This window comes from Sphingomonas sp. DC5200-1 (genome assembly GCF_049897245.1).
Taxonomy (GTDB): domain Bacteria; phylum Pseudomonadota; class Alphaproteobacteria; order Sphingomonadales; family Sphingomonadaceae; genus Sphingomonas; species Sphingomonas aquatilis.
Genome location: NZ_JAFCVW010000010.1, coordinates 65,700 through 85,616 on the forward strand (window position 1 = coordinate 65,700; position 19,917 = coordinate 85,616).

A 19,917-nucleotide genomic window follows, 5' to 3' on the forward strand; every position below is an offset into this window, starting at 1 on the left:
TCATGCCACTCACCAACATCACTGGCATCGCACGTTCGGAGGGCGATCCCAGCGTCGAGCGCAAGGGACCCAGCTCTTTGAGCGGTGCCGACCGGCTGGCGCGCGCGCTTGGCTGGTTCTCGATCGGCCTCGGCATCACCGAACTGGTTGCCCCGGGGCGGCTTGTCCGCACCCTTGGCCTTAACGGCAAGGAGGGGCTTATCCGGGCCTATGGCGCGCGCGAATTGGCCGCCGCGGTGCCGACCCTGTCGATCGATAAACCGATCGGGCTCGCGGCGCGGATCGGCGGCGACGCGCTCGACCTCATCACCCTCGCGACGGCCTTGCACCACGATAATCCGAAGAGGCGCAACGCCGCGATCGCCACCGCGATGGTGGTGGGGATCACCTTGCTCGATCTGGTCGCCTATGCCGGGGTCAAGACGCTCCACCGCCGAGATCCAAACAGCGAGGAACGCGATTATTCGGATCGTTCGGGCCTGCCACGCGGTGCGCAGGCGTCACGGGGTCTAGCTCGAAAGGACTTTGAGATTCCGCCCGATTACCGCGCTAAAGGCACGGTCGCGGACGCGCTTCCCGTGCTGGCGTCATGAACAACGCCGCCCCCGCTATGACGCTTGATGCCACCGCACCCGCAGCGATCACGATCGGTCGATCCGCTGAGGAGTTGCGCGCCCTTTGGCTCGATCCGGATACCCAGTCGCGCATATGGACGCATTTCGCCGACGTGACCGCTGTCGACCCCCGCACCGCCGACTGGGTCGCCCGCGGTCTCGCAGGGGCAAGTATCGGGAAAGCCACAGCCGACCCGGGGTGGCGTGTCTCGGGAACGCGATCGGCACGGTGAGCAGCCAAGATCGACCACACCACGATCGGTGGCCCAGCCGCTGCAAAGACCCACTCCCGGACATGCAAAGCACCCAAACCGGCTCCCAAAAGCAGACGCCTGTTCATCTTCTACCACGCTAGGCTCGGGCCGGCGGCGAGCGGAATGAGCCATGGACTTGGTAGGCCCAATATCTCATTCTTTCGCCCAGATTTCTGATACGCCTTCAGCGAGGCAATCGGATGAGGGGGGACAACTTGATGACGATCGAGGAGCTGGATGACCTTTATGCGCGGGCTAATAGGCTTATCATTGCCCGAAGCGTCACAGCCGCCGGAAAAGCGCTGGTATTCAGTTCCAGCAGCCTCGATGAGGCGGCAAAGGACATAGCTGACCTCTACGATCTCACCTCGGAAGAAATGGCAGCTTTGCATCTAGGCGATCAGGGCACTGCACTCGCGACGGTGCAAGACACCGCCGCGGGTTTGTTGGGAACCGGAACTCCGCTGAATGCGAAGAAGGCCATCTCGATCGCCAAGACCGCCATCGACGGGGGACGCAAGATCAAGGCCGTCACTGCCCTCCTCAAGGCGGGTCCTAGCGCGGCGGAAGCCGCAGCCGTGGGCGGGCAGGTTGCAAGTAAGGCGACGGTGTGGGGCTGGGTCGCCACGGCAGCCTATGCCGCAGGGACTGGATCTTGGTTCGCCTACAATCTTCGATCTTTCAACCTCGCTGCCTACGAGGCGAGACGTATCCGGGAAGGTCTGGACGCGCACCCCGCGGGGCCTTCGGTGAAAGACTTAGCGGCCGCCGGTCTGCACACGGCAGCAAACGTCGCAACTGATGCCGCTAGGCAGGTTGGGCATGGAGCGAGCGCCACAGTGGAGGCCGTCGGTCAGGGGATGAGTTACGCGGTGACGGGAGCCTCGAAGGGCGGCGGCTGGCTATATGGCGCAGCCACCGGTCTCTTTCGTCGCAACCCGGCCGCACCCGCCACTGAAAATGCTAACTCAGGCGTTCCTATTAAGGGAGAACGAGGCGGTAAGAGCGATACGATTGCCGAAGCCTGAAAGAAGCACCATTCCTCCCCACCTTTTCGGCCAACCTGGAGAGCTAGTCCAAGGAGACCCAATATCGGTCGCTCAACGCCGCCCGGCGACTACTCGAAACCTGCCACTCGTTCATGTGGAGGAGCAAGCGCTCCGGTGAACTAAGCGACCCTCCGTAAACGACTGGATTGTAGCAAGGTCGTCTTTCTTGACTGGCTCGGCAAACGTCAATTCCTGACACGAGCCGACGTAAGCGCGCTTGGTAGTCGCCCGTCCGGCGATGTGAGCGAGATGATGCACGTTCAGACGGTCCGATCACCCTTCCCGCGTCGAAAAGGCCCCCGCTCGTTCCTCCTGGACATTTGCGGTCGTGGACCGTCGCGGAATAAGGGTTGGCGCTGCCATCTGAATCGGATCGCGCGGTCGGCTACGGCCCGAGATTAGCAGGTCGAGCGCCGTCATGGCGATCTGATCAAAGGGGACGCGAAGGGTCGTGAGCGGCGTCGGCAGACAACCGACGATAGGGATATCATTATATCCGACGAGCGATACGTCCTCGGGCACCTTGAGGCCCAGGTTGATCAGTGCGGACATGGCCCCGATGGCCGTATTGTCGTTGACAGCAAATATCGCCGTCGGGGGAGAGGGCAGCCGCATCAAAGTCAGTGCTGCATCGGTGCCTGCGTCGATACTGAAAGTTGAATCGACGATGAGATCGGGGTCGGGGTTGATGCCCTGCTCGCCAAGCGCCCGAACATATCCCTCCTGCCGCCCCCTGGCGCTGGATGCATAGCCTGGTCCCGCGATGATGCCGATCCGCCGATGACCAAGATCAAGGAGATGCCGGGTCGCAAGATAGCCGCCCAGATCGTCGTCGCCGATCGAGGAAAGGCTCTTGCCGTCGGTCCTGAGCGCGAGCACGAACGGCACGCCGCGCTTGGCCAGGATGTCAGGCAGATCGTCATCGTCCCGCGCGGTGGCCAGGATCAATCCATCCACGCCGCGCTGCAAAAGCGACTCGGCGGCCCTCAGTTCGCCCTCGACCTGCTCGTCAGTCGTCGCGACCAGCGCGATGCGACCGGTCCGTGCGCACGCACGCGCAATGGCCTCATACAGCATCGCCATGACCGTGTCGGTCAGCCGGGGCACGATGACGCCGATCGTCATCGTCTGCCCTCGGCGCAGGCTGGCCGCCGAGACGTCGCGGACATAGCCGAGTTGTTCGGCAATCTGGCGCACTTTGCGCGCGGTATCGTTGTCGGACGACGGCAGGCGCTCGTCGAGGATGCGCGATACCGTCGACTTGGAAACACCGGCCGCAGCGGCGACGTCGAGGATCGTCACCCTGCCCGTTTTGACGTTGCTGTCCATTGTCGCCATTCCCTGTCGCGGTCTCGGTCCCATCCGGTCCCTCGTGCATAAAATGCCTCAACCGGCAGCTTGACTCCAGAAAAAACTGGATCGATAACGGGAACGTTCCCGCCAACGTTCCAAAAGGGCGGGTGAGAGCAGGAGAGAAATGATGAGCCTTCATGATCCCGAGCCCCGCGCCGTATCGCGCCCCGCCCCCGAGAAGGTCATGGACCTGCGCGGCCTGAACCCCGCCCCCGTCACCGTCTTCACCAAGGACGGTCAGGTCGATTGGGAGCAGAACGTCAAGCTCGCCAAATGGCTTGTTTCGGTCGAGGGCGTGAAAAGCCTGGTCATCCTGGGCCATGCCGGCGAGGGCACGTTCCTGGACCGCGACGAGCAGGTGAAGCTGATCGAGACGCTGGCGGAGGCGGTCGATGTGCCGATCATCGCCGGCATTACCGGCGAAGGCACCGAGGTCGCCGCGAAGGAAGCGAAGCGCGCGGCCGACGCCGGGGCGATTGGAGCGCTCGTCTATCCGAGCCATGGCTGGCTGCGCTTCGGCTATCAAACGGGTGCGCCGCAGGACCGCTACAAGGCAATCTATGAAGCCTCCGGCCTCCAGTGCATTCTGTTCCAGTACCCGGATGTCACCAAGGCAACCTATAATCTCCAGACCCAGCTGGAGATCGCGGCACAGCCGGGTGTTGTCGCCACCAAGAACGGTGTGCGCAACATGAAGCGCTGGGACACCGAGATCCCGGTCCTGCGCAGCGAATTCCCCGAACTGCAGATCCTGACCTGCCACGACGAATATCTGCTCCATACGATGTTCGACGTCGACGGTGCGCTGGTCGGTTACGGCAATGTGGCGCCCGAGCTGCTCGTCCAGCTGATCGAGGCCGGCAAAGCCAAGGACTATGTCCGCGCCCGCCAGCTTCACGACCAGCTGCTGCCCGTGACCAAGAACATCTATCATCGCGGTAGCCATATGGAGGGCACCGTGGCCCTGAAGATCGCGCTGCGGGCACGCGGGATCATCGACAACGCCACGATCCGCTCGCCGCTGCTCGACCTGACGCCGGAGGCTGAGGCCGAGATCGAGGCCGCGCTGAAGGAGGCGGGCATCATCTGAACCTCCTGGGCCGGGACCCTGCCATGCGGGGCCCCGGTCGACCACCGCCGGTCCCGTCCGGCTTACATCCCAACGAGAACAGACGCGCCGATGGCTTTGCCGCAAGAGCGTGCCAATGGGAGAGATTGCTGTGAACGCATCCATTGCGTCGGTCGGCCGATTGGCCGACGACTATGCCATGGCCAAGCGCCAGGCTGATAGCGGAACCCTGCTTGCGCGTCTCGAGCGCCTGCCCGTCACGCGGCCCGTCCTGTGGGCGCGTGGTTGCGTCGGGATGGCGACCTTCTTCGACGGTTATACCACGATCGCGCTTGCCTATGCGCTGCCGATCCTGGCCAAGGAATGGGGGCTCGCCCCCGCAACCACCGCGGCCATCATCTCGTCGGGCTATCTGGGCCAGTTGTTCGGCGCGATCTTCTTCGGCTGGCTGGCCGAGCGTATCGGGCGGCTTCCGGTACTGGCGATCTGCATCGCCATTTTCGCCGCTATGAGCGCCGCCTGCATTTTCTCGTGGAGTGCCAGCTCGCTAATGCTGTTCCGTTTCCGGCAAGGGATCGGGACGGGTGGCGAGGTCCCTGTGGCCAGCGCCTATGTCAACGAACTGTCGGGCGCCAAGAAACGAGGACGCTTCTTCCTCCTTTACGAATTGCTGTTCCTTGTCGGCCTGACCGCGGCCGGGGGAATCGGATATTTCCTGGTCCCGTCGCTCGGCTGGCAGGCGATGTTCGTGGTCGGGATGGTGCCAGTCCTTCTGGTCATGCCGCTCCGCTTCTTTCTGGAGGAAAGCCCACGTTGGCTGATCACGCGCGGTCGGCTGGATGATGCCGAGAAGGTCGTCGCGAAGCTCGAAGCCAGTGCCATCAAGCATGGTCAGCCGCTCGCGGAACCCCGTGCCGTCTTACCGACCGCCCCGGCACCCAGCCGTCAGGCAGGGTCGTGGCGCGAGCTGTTCAGCCCGCTCTATGGTCCGCGCACGCTCCTCCTCTGGGCGATGTGGTTCGGCGCCTATATGATCAACAACGGGCTGCTGACCTGGCTGCCGACACTCTACAAGACCGTCTTCGACATGCCGATCGATCAGGCGATCGGATATGGGTTCGCTATGACCGGCATTGCCCTGGTCGCATCCTTCATCTGCGCAATCACGATCGATAAGGTCGGGCGTCGCAACTGGTACACCGGCGCGCTGCTCTTCGCTGCGATCCCGCTGCTGGCGCTATGGTGGCTGGGCGCCACGACGCCGGTCATGGTCTTCGCCTTGGCGACACCGGCCTTCGCCGCGCTGCAGACGGTCACCTATTCGCTCTACCTCTATTCGGGAGAGCTCTACCCCACCCGCCTGCGCTCGCTGGGGGCAGGACTGGGTTCGGCGTGGCTGCGGGCGGGGTCCATCACCGGCCCCTGGGTGATCGGCCTGGTCATGACGAGCGGCTCGGTCGCTCCGGTCTTCCTGACCTTTGCCGTGGTGGCGGCCCTGACCGGACTCATCGTCTTGCGCTGGGCTCCCGAGACAACCGGGCGCGCCTTGGAAGAAGTCTCTCCGTAACGATGGCGGGGCGCGGCAGGGCCGCGCCCCCGACCGGCCTGCCGGCCCCGACGCCGTGCCTGCGCCCCCTCCCGTCTGGAGACCATTCATGATCCTCGTTCGCTGCCTCTGGCCCTTGCTGGCCAGTGCGACCCTCGTCGCGTCGCCATGCCTGGCGCAAAGTGCAACCTCGGCGTCGGAGAAGGCAGGTCCGCCGGAACCTCGGCAACCGCAAGCCGGGACGAAGCCGTACGCCACGGCACCGACCATCTTCCTCAACAACTATCCCAAGCCACAGGTGCAAGGGCCGCCGGGTAACGGCAAGCCGCTCAAGGGGCCTCTTGTCGGCGTTGGACGATCGCTTTCGGATCACGGCATCTATCTACGGCTGCTGGCCGTTGACGAGTTCGCCGGCAACGTCACCGGCGGACAGGGACGCGGGACGGCCAATTCCTATGCCCTTCCCTTTGGCTTCGACCTGGATCTCGATCGTCTCGTCGGCTGGAAGGGGGCAGCGCTCCATTACAGCATGAATGTCTCGCAAGGATCGTCACTGGCAGTCGATCACACCGCCAACGCCATCGGCTTCCAGACCCGCTACAAGGCGGTTCAGAACCTGCGCCTCGCCGCCCTTGCGCTCGAACAGAATTTCTGGGGCGGTAAGGTCAACATCTCCGGTGGCCGTGTTGCCCCGCTGACCTATTTCAACCAGTCCGCCATCTATTGTACCTTCCAGAGCAATTCGGTGTGCTTCAACCCGGCCGTGGTGCCGATCCAGGACCGCGCGCTGGGATTCTTCCCGTACAACACCTGGGGTGGCCGTATCAAAGTCGCACCCACCAAGTCCTTCTATGCGCAGATCGGCATCTTCGAAGCCAACACATCGCTGATCCCTACCAACGGGTTCAACTGGTCGACAAAGGGCTCGACCGGCCATCAGACCGCCGTCGAGATCGGGCTGCAATCCGGCGATCCGAAAACCCGCCATCTCTATCATGTGCGGATAGGGGCCTATGGCAACACGTCCGATGTGACCGATCCCTATCTGAACACGCGGGGGCTGCCCCGGAACGGGCCGGGGGCGGCAGGCGGTGCGGCGCTGGTCCATGATGGCCAGGCCGGGGTCTATGTCATGGGGGACGTGGCCGCGACTCATATGGGCGGCGATATAAAGCGCCCCGTTACGCTCTTTGGCGGCGTCATCAGCGCGACCAACGATTATGTGCCGTTCAAGGCACAGGCGCTGGCAGGCGTGATCGTTACCGGCCCCTTCTCCGGGCGGCCGGCCGACACCTTCGGCGTGGTGGGCAGCTATATCCGGCTTGGCGATCGCCAGCGCCAGTTCCTCCAGGCATCGCGGGCGTTGGCCGGTGGAACCGACACGGTCTTTCCAGACGAGGGCGTGTTCGAGATCAATTACGGCATCGCCGCCTATCGCGGCGTGCGGATCAGCCCGAACGTCCAGTACGTCGTCAGCCCGGACAATTTCGCAAAGCCACGGGCCCTCAAACGATCGGGTGACATATTGGCATTTGGCTTGCGCGTCTCGATCGATGGAGCAGCACTGTTGGGAATGCCTGCGCAGCGATGATGGCAAACAGAAGTGGCGCGACACTCGCATCCATCGACCCGTTGGAGACGGGCGGAGACCATCGCATCCGCTGCGTCGCGACGGAGATGCCGCCTGACCAGACCAGGTTAGATCGTCGCAACGCTTGCCTTCGATTTCTGCGTCATCTTGATGAACTGGCGAGCCGAGAAGGACTTACATCGACCCAATGGATGATCTTGGACGTTTTCGCCAAGGAGGGTGATAGCACCGTAAAGACATTGGCGGCGCGTCTGGTCCATGACGCTGGCGCGATGTCCCGCGTTCTGGACGTTCTTGAGGCAAAAGGGCTGATCAGCCGACGGAGGTGTGGGGCGGATCGTCGCATCTTGTTCGCAATAATTTCGGCCTCGGGGAAGACCATCGCTGATCGTTTGAATATGGCTATCGGCTAAGACTTAAGACCCATGCGCATTTTTGGCCAGAGCATGCCAGATTGGGTCAGCACAGGCGAGGTTGCCATCGGCTTGGTCGCTCTGGCAGAGATTGTTCACATTGTAGGCCAATTTCTTTTTGACCCAGAAACGGACGTGTATGGGGGCAGCGGCGCTGCTCGAAAGCAGACGCTCATTCATTTATGAGTGAGGACCCAACTGATTGCCTTCGGTTTTGAACGGGGGCCTGCCTTGTCACCGGTTATTAGCAAGCCAGTTGACCGGTCTAGGTCCGAAACCTGCAATGATGACAGGCCTGCGTTGTCGGCGTGATCACAGTCTTGCCAATTGCCACACCCAAGTGCTGCGGGATGCGATACGATCCAGCACTGCCACGTCAGCAAACCCCTCGACCGAACGATCTGTCGACGTCCATCCTGTCGGCCATACATGACAACGACCTATGGTTTAGCCCAAGGCCGATATTGCTGATGTAAGGACAGCTTCGGCCGAATTCCTTGGCCCCCCGGTTACACGAAGGCGGCATGCGAGCACGATCCAACGGCCGGTACGGCGCGCCACCCGCACCTGCCAGCAACGCCCTGTCGCCGCCAGAAACGCCCACTGCACATCCGCGGCGTGCTGCGCGAAATCGGGATAATCGACGCGATGATGCGCCAGCACTAGCAGGCCACCTGGGCGTAAGGCGGCTGCGGCATCTCGTGCCGTCTGCGCCATGTCGCGCGCCGTCAGATAGTACAGCACTTCGGCGACGACCACGATGTCGTACCGCGGTCGCGGCAGACGGGCGGGCACGACCAGTTGAATTGCCTGCGCCCGCGAGCGCCCCGCGACGGCCTTGGCGACCAGCGCCACACCGCTCGCTGTCGCCTCGGTGGCGTCGAGGCGCAAGGCACGCGGCGCGATGGCAGCGCTATTCGACCCGTTCCCGGCGGCGAGCTCGAGAACGCGGCCCCATGGTCCGGGACCCATCGCATGCAGGATAGCGCGGCGCTTCAGCGCCTCGTCCCGGTCGGTCAACGTCGACCAGGGGTCGTCCGTCTCGACGAACTTCGCCGCGAAGCCGTCAAGCGTGATCGGCCTCATCGCCGCCGCTCCACAAAGACTTCGCGCGGACCGGTGAAGGCCGCGATCTGCGTGCGAGTCATCGTGAAGCAATCCGGATCATCGGTGATGCACCCGGTCTGGGTATGATAGCTGCGGATCGCGCGGCGCTTGGCCAGCCGCTCCTGCGCCGTCAGGAACAGCGCGCCGCCCCCCGCGACCGCGCGGCCGGCCGGCCACACCGGATAGGTCAGCATACGGACGCCGGGTCGGCGCAGAGCTTCCACGCACGCCGCCACGGTGCGGTGATCGACATGGTCGTCGTCATGGGAGGGCGACACGATAAGCGTCGGGCCGTGGGCGCCGATTGCGCGAGCGAGGCCGCGACGCGCCGCTGCCGCCTGCGTGTGCAGCAGACCATCCGGCAGGTCGAGGAACGTCACGGCAGCCGCCGCCACGCCAATCTGCCGCAGCACACGTCTGCTCTCGCGTCTGCGCTCGGCGACCAGCCGCCGACGCGGCCAGCGTACACTGGAGGGATGCGACGCGGCGCCGTCGGTGACGACGACGACCTGCACCGTCACGCCGCGTCGTTTCAAGCGGGTCATCATAGCATGCGCACCGATCGCCTCGTCGTCCGCATGCGGCGCGATAACGAGCAGACGGCGCGGCATTCCCAGCCGCAGCATCATAGGCGTGCGGCCAAGGTGCCCGCCGCCACGGCAGCACCGACCTGCATACGCTGCGCGTCAGGCGATGGCTGGCGAAGATACATCGACAGGTCGGTGATGATCGCGGCGAGCGGATGCCCGACGAATAGCGCCTGGACGCCCACCGCCTGCTCGGCGAGGTCGATCGCCTGCCCACCGGCCGCATAGACCGCGGCACGCGCGGCAGCGACCAGCGGCAGACGCGCAGTGACGTCGTCAAACCATCCAGCCGCGGCAGTGCGGATCGCTCCTGCCGCGGTTTCGGCGAACCCGTAGAGTGCCGCAAGGCGCCCTTTCTGATGCGGATCGTCCGCACGACCGGCCGCAACGAGATGCGCGGTCGTATGGTCGAGCAGAGCGGCGATACCCCCGGCCTGTACGGCGACGAAGCGCAGCGCGCCGCCGCTGAACCATGGCTCGCGTACATAATCGCCCGGCACACCAATCACGTCATCCGCCGCAACGGACGCGTCGTCCCAGCGTACGACATGCGTCTCCGACCGCTGCATCCCGGCGACCCGCCAAAACGTTCGGTCGATCACCGGCGTCGTGCGTGCCAGATCGAGCAATATCAGCTGGCGTCCGCCGTCCCCATCGACCGTGACCAAGGCGTGCGATAGGATCCCTGCGCCGCTGGCAAAGCTCTTACCGCCGCTGAGCCGGTGGCCGTTGAGACGGAGCGGCTCCCCCGTCAGATTGGCATTCCAAACGCCGCACGCACCGCTGGCCGCGACGATGGCAGCTACCCGCTCCCGCTGATGCGGCGTGCCATAGCGCCATACGATCTGCACCGCGTCGACATGCCCCTCGAAAAGGCGGCCGAGGGGCAGATCGACGCGACCCGTTTCGTAGAGCAGCCGTAGCAGCTGCATCAGCGCGCCGGAGTCGGTCGGATCGCCGAGCGTCGGCAGCAGCGCCGAGCGCTGCGCGATGGCGCGTCCCATGGAATTCATGCGGCGAACCTTCCAGCCCATAGCGCCGCCAGTCCGCCTTCCGCCGCTGCCAATGTCACCTGCCGCATGCCGCCCGGCGGCACCGGTACGACGCGCATCGCAAAGGCTTCGCCATTGGGACTGTCGCGCAAGACGCCGACGAGATGGTCGCAGGTCAAGCCGATCGCGTCGGAGAGCGCGGCCACGTCGCCGTTGTCGTAGGCTCGGCGCGCCAGGGCATGACCGCGATACTGCCACGCGGCATCCTGGGGATGGGCGACTGCGATACCGTCGCCATCACGGCCGAGCGCGCGCAACCCGCCTGCAAAACCGTGGATCACCCGGCCGATGCGCCGGTCCGACGTGTACACCACGCTGGCCGCGTCGCGCCGCACGCGCAGCCCCGCGCGCGACGCATCATCGACCAATTCAGCATCCTCCCCTTCAGGGATCGGCGGAAAGCCGCCCAGCCTCCGATAATGGTGCACGGAGATGCCCAGGTTGGCGCTGCTCGTCTGATGGTGGGTTGCTCCCACCTCCCATACGACGGGATCGAGTGCGCGCCGTATCGCGTAGAGCGATTCATAATAGCGTTCCAGGCGATCCTGGACTGGATTTGGCCGGGTGACGGTGCGCACCACCCTGCCCGCGACGACATCGGCCTGGCCGAGCGCGGCGACCATCGCTTGCAACCAGTCAACGGCGGGCAGGCTGTCCGCGTCGGTGGTCAACAAAAGGCCGCTACCGCCCAACGCCCGCTCGCCGAGCAGCATCGCCCCGTGTCGCGCACGACCGACATTCGGCTCCGGCTGGGCGGCATGGTCGATCCACACCGGCAGCGACGCATGCCCGGCATAGTCGCGCGCCACCGCAACGCTCCGGTCGTTGCAGCTGTCCAGCATGAGGCACAGGACGGGCTGCACGCCCTGCCGGTCGAGCCTATCCAGCGCTGCAAAAAGCCGTGGCAGCCCCTCCGCCTCGTTACGAGCAGGCACGCAGATGGCGACACGGAAACAACCCGCGGCCGACTGTTTCATCAAGTGAGATCGCCGACCGACATTGCGTCAGCCTAGCGGCATACCTGACATATGGCACTGATCGCGATCAAGCCTGGCCGTCATGGTAGGAATATGTCGGCCGAGCACAAACACCCGCTGCCCCTTCTTGCGCAGGAGGTACAGCGGACGCCTTACTTTGTTGCCGCATTGACCCACGAGGCGACACTCCAGCCGTATTGTGCGCAGCTGGAGGCTGGCCATTCCCTAATCGCAGCCGTCGACGAGATAATAGTTTCGATGCACGCTTGATCGACCGCGCGCGCCTCGGAGGCCCCACGCCGCCCTATTTTGCATCTTGGTTGACGGAAACCGCATTCCAGTGCCTCGTTCCCAACGAGAGGGGCAACTGTGACCGAACGCGAGGTTCTGGCTGAATGGGTGGGGCGAGAAATCCTACCGCATGAGCGCGACCTTCGAGCATGGTTGCGGCGTCGGGTCGCGGGGGACGTGGAGGATGTGGTGCAGGAATGCTATTGCCGCCTCGCACAGATCGCGGACGTCGCAGCCATCGGCAACGGGCGGGCGTATTTATTCACGATGGCGGGCAACATCGTCAAACGCCAGCATCGCGGGGCGCGGATCGTGCCGATCGGCGTGGCCATCGATGACGTCCATCAGCAGATCGAAAGCGAGCTGCCCGACCCTGAGCGCACCGTGATCGCACGTGACGAATTGCGCCGCGTCCAGGCCGCGCTTGCCACGCTATCCGACCGTGCCCGCCGGATTTTCCTGCTGCGTCGGATCGAGGGGATGCCGCAGAAAGAGATCGCCCGCACGCTCGGCGTCAGCGAAGCGGTCGTCGAGAATGAAGCGAGCCGCAGCCTACGCGCAATCCTGACGATGATGACCGACGACACCACGACGGCAATCGATATCCGGAGGGGCCGTCATGTCCGACAGCGTTGAGGCAGCGGCCGCCGCCTGGGCCCTGCGGCATCCGTTGCAGGAGAGCGAACGGGGCCAGTTCGAGGACTGGCTGGCGCGCGACCCGCGCCATGCCGGCGCTCTGCTGCGCGCTCAGGCCGGGTTGAGCGTCATCGACCGAGCGATCGTGCCGGATCATGCCGTGGCGCACACGCCCGCCTTGCCGCAGCGGCAGACGAACCGTCGCTGGGTGCTTGCTGGCGCGGGCAGTGCGATCGCGGCGGCCATCGCAGGGCTGATCGGCTGGCAGCGCTGGTCGGGGGAAGAGGTGACGACAAAGCGCGGCGAAATCCGCCGCTTTCCACTGGCCGACGGATCGGTCGCGACGATCGACACGGACAGCGCGCTCCGCGTCGTCCTCGATTCGCAAAGCCGGCGGATCGCGCTGCAACAGGGGCAGGCCTGGTTCCAGGTCGCAAAGGAGCGCCAGCGGCCGTTTGTCGTGGACGCGGGCATCGCCCAGGTTCGCGCAGTCGGCACCGCCTTTGCGGTACGCCGCACCGACACCGGCGTGCAGGTCGCCGTCACCGAAGGCACGGTGGCGGTCTGGCCGACCGATGCGAGCGGCGCCATGATAATTCTGGAGGCGGGACATTTCGCCACGTTCGTGCGTGGCCAGACGGCGCCGATAACCGGCACCGCTCCCGCGGCGATCCAGCGATCGCTGGCATGGCGGGACGGCGAAATAGCTCTGGAAAACGAGACGCTCGGTTATGCGATCGGCGAGTTCAACCGGTACAACCGGCGACCGATCGTTCTGACCGACGACAGTTTGAAGGACGAGCGGCTGGTCGGACTGTTCCAGATCGACAATCCCGACGAATTCATCGCAATGCTGTCCGCGTCGCTGGACGTGGTCGCCACCGTTACGCCGCACGACGTTCGGCTGCGCAGGAAAAAAGCGCGGGACGACGACGGAAACGCGCAATAACGGGCTCTTACCCCTTGAGCGCACCGAAGACAGGGCGCCAAAACAGGAGGGGATTATGACCGACATGCGCGCATTCTGGCTCGGTACTAGCGCTATCGCCTGCGCCGCAGCGCTGCCGTCGGAGGCGGAGGCACAGGTCCGCCGCTTCGACGTTCCGTCGCAACCCGCCAGCACCGGCATACCGCTCTTCGCGCATCAGGCGGGCATTCAGATCCTCGCCCCTGCCGCCGTGACGCAGGGACTGACCGTCAATCGTATCGCCGGTTCGATGGAGGTGGAAACCGCCCTCCGTCAGCTTTTGTCGGGCACCGATTTGACACCGGTTACCGTCGGCCGGTCGATCGTTCTGAAGCGTCAGCAGCTCGCCGCGGCACCCTCGTTGCAACGCATCGCCCAGACGAGCGCCCCCGCGCAGGATCAGCCGGGCGGTGCCATCCCGCCCCAGACCAATCCGACGGACGTTGCTCCGCTGGCGGCCGGCTCGCAGGTGGATGGCGAGAGTCAGCCGGACATCATCGTGCGGGGCTTTCGTAGCAGCCTTGGGCGCGCGCTGAACGAGAAGCGTCAGGCGAACGGCGTCGTCGACATCATCAAGGCGGAGGATATCGCCGACTTCCCTGATAACAATCTGGCGGAATCGATCCAGCGCGTACCTGGCGTCTCGATCGCACGCGATGCCGGCGAAGGACGGCAGATCACCGTCCGCGGCCTCGGCCCGCAATTCACTCGCGTCCGCGTCAACGGTGTGGAGGGGCAGAGCACCGCCGGCGGCACCGACAGTTCGGGCGGGAACAACCGCAATCGTGCCTTTGACTTCAATGTCTTCGCATCGGAGCTGTTTAACTCGATCGCGGTGCGCAAGACCGCGTCGGCGGAAACCGAAGAGGGGTCGCTGGGCGCGACCGTCGATCTCACGACCGCGCGGCCGTTCGACTATAACAAGTTCACCTTCGTGGCGTCGGCACAGGCCGGCTACAACGACCTGTCGCAGAAGGTCGATCCGAAACTGAGTGCGGTGATCAGCGACACCTTTGCCGGTGGGACGCTGGGCGCGCTCGTGTCCGCCTCCTACACCAAGCGACGCATTTTCGAGGAAGGCCATGGTTCGGGGGGCTGGCTGGATGGCACCAACGTCGGCGGCTATAATCCGGCATCGCCCTTCGCCGCGGCCAATTCGATCAACACCTACAGCCCCCGCTTCCCGCGCTACGGTCGGTTGACGCACGATCAAGAGCGGCTGGGCATCACCGGTTCGTTGCAGTGGCAGCCCACGAGCGACACGCTGATCAGCGGCGACGTTCTATACTCGAAATTCTCCGCAACCCGGACGGAAAACTGGCTCGAAAACCTGTCCTTCGCTCGCCCGCTGTCGCAGGGCGGGCGCCCGGAAGCAGTGGTCCTGAACGGCGAGATCAACGGTAAGGGCGAGATGGTCTACGGCGTCTTCAACGACGTCGACATCCAGAGCGAGACCCGCCGGGACGAGCTGAGCACTGAATACACGCAATACACCCTGACCGGGGAACAGAAGTTCGGCGATTCGCTGAAACTGACGACGTTGATCGGCTATTCACGATCGTTCTTCGACAACCCGGTCCAGACGACGGTGATCATCAATCGCGAAAATACCGACGGATACAGCTATGATTATCGTCCGAACCGTAACCTGCCGATCATCAATTACGGGTTCGACGTCAACGATCCGGCGAGTTTCGGCTTTGGCATTCCGCGATCCGAAATCCGGTTGCGGCCCAATTCGGTCGATAACACGATCCTGACCACGCAGGCCAACCTCGCCTACACGGTCAACGACGGGCTGACGCTGAAGGTCGGCGGAAACGTCAAGCGGTATCGGTTCAATTCGGATGCCAAGGCGCGCGTCAACGAAGGCATCGTGCCGCAGCTGCCGGCCGGCACGACGCTCGCCTCGCTGACGACGCTGTTGACCGGCTTCGGTCGCCATCTGGGCGATCCCGCCGGCAATGTCTCGTCGTGGATCACACCCGACATCGACGCATTCGCGAAGCTGTTCGATATCTACAGCAATACCGGTCTGTTCACGCTCAGCGGCGCGAGCAACGCCAACGCGCGGGGCAATATTCGCGGCGTGCAGGAAACGGACACGGCTGGCTATGTGCAGGCAGACTTCAAGGCGGATATCGGTATTCCGATCCGCGGGGATATCGGCGTCCGATACGTGCATACACGCCAGGAATCACGCGGCTATCAGCTGGTCGCGGGATCGGCCCAACAGGTCAGCGTCACGCGATCCTATGACGATTGGCTTCCCGCGCTCAATCTGACCGCAGAGGTGACGCCCGATGTCCTCATCCGGCTGGCGGCTGCGAAGGTGATGACGCGGCCCAATCTGGGTTCGGTGACGCCGGGGGGCAGCCTTAGCACGGTCGGTGTCTTCTCGGTGAGCTCAGGCAACCCGCAGCTCGAGCCGATCCGCGCCAACACGCTCGACCTGTCAGCCGAATGGTATTTCGCGCCGCGCGCCTTCCTGGGCATCGGCCTGTTCTACAAGGACATCAAGTCGTTCATCCAGACGGCGCGGGTTACCCAGCCGTTCAGCGCATCCGGCCTGCCGACGTCCCTTCTGACCGGCCTCGGCGTTTCGGCAAACGACCAGTTCACTTTCAGCCAGCCGGTCAACACGCCGGGTGGATCACTGAAGGGGTTGGAGATCAACTACCAGCAGCCGTTCAGCTTCCTGCCCGGAGCTCTCGCCAATTTCGGCACCCTGCTGAACTACACGTTCGTGGATTCAAAAATCCGCTATCTGTCGACACTGGCGTCGAGCGGCTTCATCGAGGCCGACCTGACAGGTCTGTCCAAAAACGCTTTCAATGCGACCCTTTATTACGAGGACAAGGCGTTCAGCGCCCGCGTCTCTGCCGCCTATCGCGACAATTACCTGACGGCAGTGCCCAGCGGGACCAGCTTCAACGACGCCGATGGCGTACGATCGACCCTGACCTTCGACACGTCAATTTCCTATGCGCTCAACAGCCATATCAAGCTGACGCTGGAAGGGTTGAACCTGACCGACCAGTTCAATCAGCAGTTCACCGACACCAACCGGGATAGCATCCTCGTGAACAGCCACACAGGGCGGCAGTTCTATCTGGGTGTCCGCTACGCTTTCTGACCGACTTGGCGCGGCCTCGTCACGCCTCCCCGGCCGCGCCTTTTTTTCTATTACGAGGACAAATGCATGATCGATCGCCGACAGTTGCTCATCAGCGGTGTCGCAGCAGGGCTGGTCGGCGATCCTGCACCTGCGAGGGATCGCTACGATACGGTCGTTGCTCCCGCTGCCCGGCGCGACGTTCCCGCCGGGCGCCGCTTCGCCGACCTTGGCGCCGCGCTGGCGGCGGTACCACGGGCGGGTGGACACCGCATCTGGCTGGCGGATGGCGAATGGCGTGGCCAGCATGTGATCGACACGCCCGATGTGGCGCTCATCGGTGAAGACCGGAAGCGGACGCGGATCGCTTTTACCGCAGCATCCGGAATGACCGCGCCCGACGGCAAACATTACGGCACGTATCGCACCGCGACGCTGACCGTCTCCGCGCCCGGCTTCGCCGCCCGTAACCTGACCATCGCCAATGATTTCGATGGCATCGCGGAGATGCGCAAGACCGGTCCGCGCCTGCTGTCGGACGATCCCGCCGGGCCGCAGGCGGTCGCCCTGCGTCTGGCCGAGGGAAGCGACCGCGCGAGGCTCGACGCGGTCGACATCCATAGCCATCAGGACACGTTTTTCCCCGACGCCGGCCGCGTCGTCCTACGTGACTGCACGATCAGCGGCAGTTATGACTTCATCTTCGGCGCGGGCGCCGCGCTGTTCGAACGATGCGAGATCCACTCGAGGCTTCGCCCCGATCCGCGTCAGGTGACGGGGTATATCGCAGCGCCTAGCACGCTGATGACGCAGCCGTTCGGCCTGGTGTTCGACCATTGTCGCCTGACCCGTGATCCGGATGTCGCCGACGGCAGCGTCTTTCTCGGCCGGCCTTGGCGTCCGTCGAAACGCTTTGCCGACGGCCAATACGGCAATCCGGAAGCAGTGGGCATGGCCACCTATTTGAATTGCTGGATGGACGCGCACATCGCCACCGCTGGGTGGACGGAGATGTGGTATACCGGTCGCGACGGTAATCCCCGCCACATGCTGCAGCCCGAAAAAGCGCGGTTCAGCGAGTTCGGCAGCCGCGGCCCCGGCGCGTCACGGTGGCGACGCTTGCCAACCCTCAGTGCTGCGCAGGCCGCGGAAATGAAGAGCCTCGCAACAAGTCAAGCGGACAGACCCCATCTCAGATGAGTAACGGCGGCCGGCCAGACCCAGTTGTGGACATTCCGCGCTATCGTTCCCGTTCTCGCTTTCAGCCGTCTATTCATCCCGTCGACTGAGCGTCGCATTGCCCGCTGATGCTTCACTCGACGGCAAACCGCCCGGTTCGCGAAGGTAGTCTGTGCAGGCCTGCGGCTGCCGTCGCCGCCTGAGGCTTCGGCCGCGGCTCGAGTCGGCGAGATGCGAAGGTCGGCAAGCCTTCGTCAGAAGGGTAATTTTCACCGCTGGGCTAGGGCTGGGACTCACAACCACCAAGCGATGATGGCGGCGAGGCTGATGGCGGCGGCGTAGGTTGCAGCGAGCTTGTCGTAGCGGGTGGCGACGGGTCGGAAGTCTTTAATGCGGCCGAAGGGGTGCAGGTTCTTGCGGCGAGGTCCGTTCGGGATGACAGGCGTGGTGCCGCGGGCGATCAGCAGGCGACGAAGCGCGTCGCTGTAGTAGGCTCGGTCGGCGGCGAGCGTGTTGGAAGCGGGCAGCAGGGCGACTAGGTCTGCCGCGACTGGCGCGTCGCCGCGCTGGCCGGGCGTGATCGTGAAGGCGATCAGTCGCCCACGGCCATCGACCAGCGCGTGCAGTTTGGTCGTGGGGCCGCCTCGCGACCGGCCTATGGCGTTGGCGTGAGCCCCCCTTTGCCGCCGGTTGCCGAGCGGTGCGCCTTGGCCCATGTGCTGTCGAGCATCAGTTCGGTCGATGGACCACCCGCTGCTGCCAGCGTCTCGAAGGCACGCTGCCATACGCCCTTCTGCGCCCAGCGCACCCAACGGTTGTAGAGCGTCTTCTTCGGACCATAACAGGCAGGTGCATCCACCCAGCGACCGCCGCTCATCAACACATGCACGATGTCCGAGATCACCCGTCGGTCATCCACTCGCGCTACACTCCGTGTGTCGGTCGGCAGCAACGGCGCCAATCGACCGAACTGCTCCTCGCTTAGCCAAAATTCGCCTGCCATGATCGCTCTCCTCAAAGAGCTTGAATCACATCAGCCCCGGCGCGTGCATCCATTTTATGGGCCTCAGCCGTAGACGAACCACTTAGATCGAGCGTTGACCGCAGCGAACTTTTCAGATGGGATTTATAGAATTTCCGTCATGGGGCACATCACGATCGACTGAACTCTCGATGCGCTCCTGAACCCTTTTAATCAGTTCGGGTGAGAAGCCTCGGTTAGTGGCGACGATGAAGCGGTACTCATTGAGGTACATTCCGCAAATCGCCCTTACCCAATAATCTTCGGCGGCGTCACGGTGGTCCGCGCCGAATACGCCGGCCTTCACAAACGCGTCCGTGTCTGAAAGCGTCTGCATTACGTAGCACAGGAACAAGAAGCGACGAACAAATTCAATGCCGTCCGCCTTCCCCTCGTTCGTTGAAAGATTTTTGCCCATTTGCTTCTCTAGCCAGTCGATGATCTCGGGATCATTGCGTAGGAAGTAGGTGCAGTCTTCAGTGGAACGGAAGCTTAGATTAATGGCCTGCCATTGCGAAGTAATCGACTGCTGCGCCTCGGCCTTGGCGGATTTCTGGCTGAGGGTTTTGATCTCGTCGGCTACGCGTCGGGTCACATCGACGGCCCACGCGGCCACGACGAGCGCAACTGCGGCGAACGGCAGCGAGTAGTACTGGGCCGAATCCCGTAAGTAGGCTGGAAAGGCCGAGGGCGTCCCACGCACTTCATTAGCGTCGAAGAGATCGGCAACCCAGAGCGAGAGAGCACAGCCTGCCCCAAGCAGCAGGAGCACGGTGATGAACGTTCGCCAACGTCTAGTGATCGACACGATCCGCGGATGACGACGTGAGCGCAACGCCACTGTCACGATGGCTGCGGTTGCGGCAGGGTTCAATGCAGCCGCTCCCTGCAAGCTGCCAAAACGATTGGCTTTAGTTGATCGGCGTGTTGCAGCGCAACTGCCTCAACCGTGTGCTCAACATTTTTGCGGTCGACCATTCTCCGCCCCCCGGGAAGTTCCGACATCCTGAACGCACAACCAAGACTTGTCGATGACTATTTGATCACGCGGGAACTGATTGTCCCACTTTCATCATCCTGACCCAATAGCCGTCAT

General features: G+C 63.8%; 17 protein-coding genes. 10 read left to right on the forward strand and 7 right to left on the reverse strand.

The window, feature by feature from the left end; translation table 11 throughout:
- The first annotated feature begins 2 nt into the window (after positions 1-2).
- The gene (locus ACP7A3_RS17580) at positions 3-593 is read left to right on the forward strand and encodes a hypothetical protein (protein WP_426254444.1); all 591 of its coding nucleotides are present in this window, start codon (positions 3-5) and stop codon (positions 591-593) included.
- A 493-nt stretch (positions 594-1,086) separates the two neighbouring features.
- Positions 1,087-1,896, forward strand: a complete 810-nt coding sequence (locus ACP7A3_RS17585; RefSeq protein ID WP_426262748.1) for a hypothetical protein — start codon at positions 1,087-1,089, stop codon at positions 1,894-1,896.
- Between the two features lie 294 nt (positions 1,897-2,190).
- Here the strand turns inward: ACP7A3_RS17585 and ACP7A3_RS17590 are convergent, their stop codons facing one another.
- On the reverse strand, positions 2,191-3,246 hold the full coding sequence (locus ACP7A3_RS17590; RefSeq protein WP_394663670.1) for a LacI family DNA-binding transcriptional regulator: 1,056 nt from the start codon (positions 3,244-3,246) through the stop codon (positions 2,191-2,193).
- A gap of 151 nt (positions 3,247-3,397) precedes the next feature.
- Here ACP7A3_RS17590 and ACP7A3_RS17595 point away from each other — a divergent pair, with 151 nt between their 5' ends.
- The 4 genes from ACP7A3_RS17595 (at position 3,398) to ACP7A3_RS17610 (ending at position 7,889) form a co-directional block, all read left to right on the forward strand.
- Complete coding sequence (locus ACP7A3_RS17595) at positions 3,398-4,360, forward strand: dihydrodipicolinate synthase family protein (protein ID WP_426257122.1); 963 nt, start codon at positions 3,398-3,400, stop codon at positions 4,358-4,360.
- A gap of 160 nt (positions 4,361-4,520) precedes the next feature.
- Positions 4,521-5,906 carry an MFS transporter gene (locus tag ACP7A3_RS17600; RefSeq protein WP_426268126.1) on the forward strand — a complete coding sequence of 462 codons (1,386 nt, stop codon included), beginning with the start codon at positions 4,521-4,523 and terminating at the stop codon, positions 5,904-5,906.
- Positions 5,907-5,994: 88 nt separating this feature from the next.
- Positions 5,995-7,476 carry a carbohydrate porin gene (locus tag ACP7A3_RS17605; protein WP_426254441.1) on the forward strand — a complete coding sequence of 494 codons (1,482 nt, stop codon included), beginning with the start codon at positions 5,995-5,997 and terminating at the stop codon, positions 7,474-7,476.
- 86 nt (positions 7,477-7,562) lie between these two features.
- Entirely contained in the window at positions 7,563-7,889 is a 327-nt protein-coding gene (locus ACP7A3_RS17610; RefSeq protein ID WP_426262749.1) for a MarR family winged helix-turn-helix transcriptional regulator, read from the forward strand.
- Positions 7,890-8,336: 447 nt separating this feature from the next.
- Here ACP7A3_RS17610 and ACP7A3_RS17615 read toward each other — a convergent pair whose 3' ends face one another.
- From ACP7A3_RS17615 to ACP7A3_RS17630, 4 genes are read right to left on the reverse strand one after another with little or no spacing between them, the layout of a single operon-like run.
- Entirely contained in the window at positions 8,337-8,975 is a 639-nt protein-coding gene (locus tag ACP7A3_RS17615) for a methyltransferase (protein WP_426254439.1), read from the reverse strand.
- A complete protein-coding gene (locus ACP7A3_RS17620; protein WP_426254438.1) occupies positions 8,972-9,625 on the reverse strand; it encodes a PIG-L deacetylase family protein in 654 nt (217 codons plus the stop codon). The genes ACP7A3_RS17615 and ACP7A3_RS17620 overlap by 4 nt, the downstream gene beginning before the upstream one ends.
- Positions 9,622-10,596, reverse strand: a complete 975-nt coding sequence (locus ACP7A3_RS17625) for an acyl-CoA dehydrogenase (RefSeq protein WP_426254437.1) — start codon at positions 10,594-10,596, stop codon at positions 9,622-9,624. Before ACP7A3_RS17625 ends, ACP7A3_RS17620 begins: the two co-directional genes overlap by 4 nt.
- The gene (locus tag ACP7A3_RS17630) at positions 10,593-11,612 is read right to left on the reverse strand and encodes a glycosyltransferase (RefSeq protein WP_426254436.1); all 1,020 of its coding nucleotides are present in this window, start codon (positions 11,610-11,612) and stop codon (positions 10,593-10,595) included. The genes ACP7A3_RS17625 and ACP7A3_RS17630 overlap by 4 nt, the downstream gene beginning before the upstream one ends.
- Positions 11,613-12,011: 399 nt before the next feature.
- Here ACP7A3_RS17630 and ACP7A3_RS17635 point away from each other — a divergent pair, with 399 nt between their 5' ends.
- From ACP7A3_RS17635 to ACP7A3_RS17650, 4 genes are all read left to right on the forward strand, one after another.
- Positions 12,012-12,539 carry an RNA polymerase sigma factor gene (locus tag ACP7A3_RS17635; protein WP_426268137.1) on the forward strand — a complete coding sequence of 176 codons (528 nt, stop codon included), beginning with the start codon at positions 12,012-12,014 and terminating at the stop codon, positions 12,537-12,539.
- Positions 12,523-13,488, forward strand: a complete 966-nt coding sequence (locus ACP7A3_RS17640; RefSeq protein ID WP_426254434.1) for a FecR family protein — start codon at positions 12,523-12,525, stop codon at positions 13,486-13,488. The genes ACP7A3_RS17635 and ACP7A3_RS17640 overlap by 17 nt, the downstream gene beginning before the upstream one ends.
- A 55-nt stretch (positions 13,489-13,543) precedes the next feature.
- Positions 13,544-16,642, forward strand: a complete 3,099-nt coding sequence (locus tag ACP7A3_RS17645) for a TonB-dependent receptor (RefSeq protein WP_426254433.1) — start codon at positions 13,544-13,546, stop codon at positions 16,640-16,642.
- A 66-nt stretch (positions 16,643-16,708) separates the two neighbouring features.
- The gene (locus tag ACP7A3_RS17650) at positions 16,709-17,821 is read left to right on the forward strand and encodes a pectinesterase family protein (protein WP_426254432.1); all 1,113 of its coding nucleotides are present in this window, start codon (positions 16,709-16,711) and stop codon (positions 17,819-17,821) included.
- Between the two features lie 272 nt (positions 17,822-18,093).
- Here the strand turns inward: ACP7A3_RS17650 and ACP7A3_RS17655 are convergent.
- Together ACP7A3_RS17655 and ACP7A3_RS17660 are read right to left on the reverse strand one after the other, a co-directional pair.
- A protein-coding gene (locus ACP7A3_RS17655; RefSeq protein ID WP_426254431.1) for an IS5 family transposase occupies positions 18,094-18,803 on the reverse strand; the annotation gives its coding sequence in 2 pieces (ribosomal slippage) (positions 18,094-18,473 and positions 18,473-18,803; 711 coding nt in all).
- A 112-nt stretch (positions 18,804-18,915) separates the two neighbouring features.
- Positions 18,916-19,695 (reverse strand): hypothetical protein, encoded by a 780-nt coding sequence (locus ACP7A3_RS17660; protein ID WP_426254430.1) that lies wholly within the window; start codon positions 19,693-19,695, stop codon positions 18,916-18,918.
- Positions 19,696-19,917 lie beyond the last annotated feature (222 nt).

What these genes read in the sequence shown, in the direction of transcription:
- ACP7A3_RS17585 (WP_426262748.1), top strand. Translation starts at nt 1,087, where the DNA reads ATGACGATCGAGGAGCTGGATGACCTTTATGCGCGGGCTAATAGGCTT.
- ACP7A3_RS17590 (WP_394663670.1), bottom strand. Translation starts at nt 3,246, where the DNA reads ATGGACAGCAACGTCAAAACGGGCAGGGTGACGATCCTCGACGTCGCC.
- ACP7A3_RS17615 (WP_426254439.1), bottom strand. Translation starts at nt 8,975, where the DNA reads ATGAGGCCGATCACGCTTGACGGCTTCGCGGCGAAGTTCGTCGAGACG.
- ACP7A3_RS17595 (WP_426257122.1), top strand. Translation starts at nt 3,398, where the DNA reads ATGAGCCTTCATGATCCCGAGCCCCGCGCCGTATCGCGCCCCGCCCCC.
- ACP7A3_RS17580 (WP_426254444.1), top strand. Translation starts at nt 3, where the DNA reads ATGCCACTCACCAACATCACTGGCATCGCACGTTCGGAGGGCGATCCC.
- ACP7A3_RS17605 (WP_426254441.1), top strand. Translation starts at nt 5,995, where the DNA reads ATGATCCTCGTTCGCTGCCTCTGGCCCTTGCTGGCCAGTGCGACCCTC.
- ACP7A3_RS17640 (WP_426254434.1), top strand. Translation starts at nt 12,523, where the DNA reads ATGTCCGACAGCGTTGAGGCAGCGGCCGCCGCCTGGGCCCTGCGGCAT.
- ACP7A3_RS17620 (WP_426254438.1), bottom strand. Translation starts at nt 9,625, where the DNA reads ATGATGCTGCGGCTGGGAATGCCGCGCCGTCTGCTCGTTATCGCGCCG.
- ACP7A3_RS17610 (WP_426262749.1), top strand. Translation starts at nt 7,563, where the DNA reads ATGCCGCCTGACCAGACCAGGTTAGATCGTCGCAACGCTTGCCTTCGA.
- ACP7A3_RS17650 (WP_426254432.1), top strand. Translation starts at nt 16,709, where the DNA reads ATGATCGATCGCCGACAGTTGCTCATCAGCGGTGTCGCAGCAGGGCTG.
- ACP7A3_RS17630 (WP_426254436.1), bottom strand. Translation starts at nt 11,612, where the DNA reads ATGAAACAGTCGGCCGCGGGTTGTTTCCGTGTCGCCATCTGCGTGCCT.
- ACP7A3_RS17625 (WP_426254437.1), bottom strand. Translation starts at nt 10,596, where the DNA reads ATGAATTCCATGGGACGCGCCATCGCGCAGCGCTCGGCGCTGCTGCCG.
- ACP7A3_RS17645 (WP_426254433.1), top strand. Translation starts at nt 13,544, where the DNA reads ATGACCGACATGCGCGCATTCTGGCTCGGTACTAGCGCTATCGCCTGC.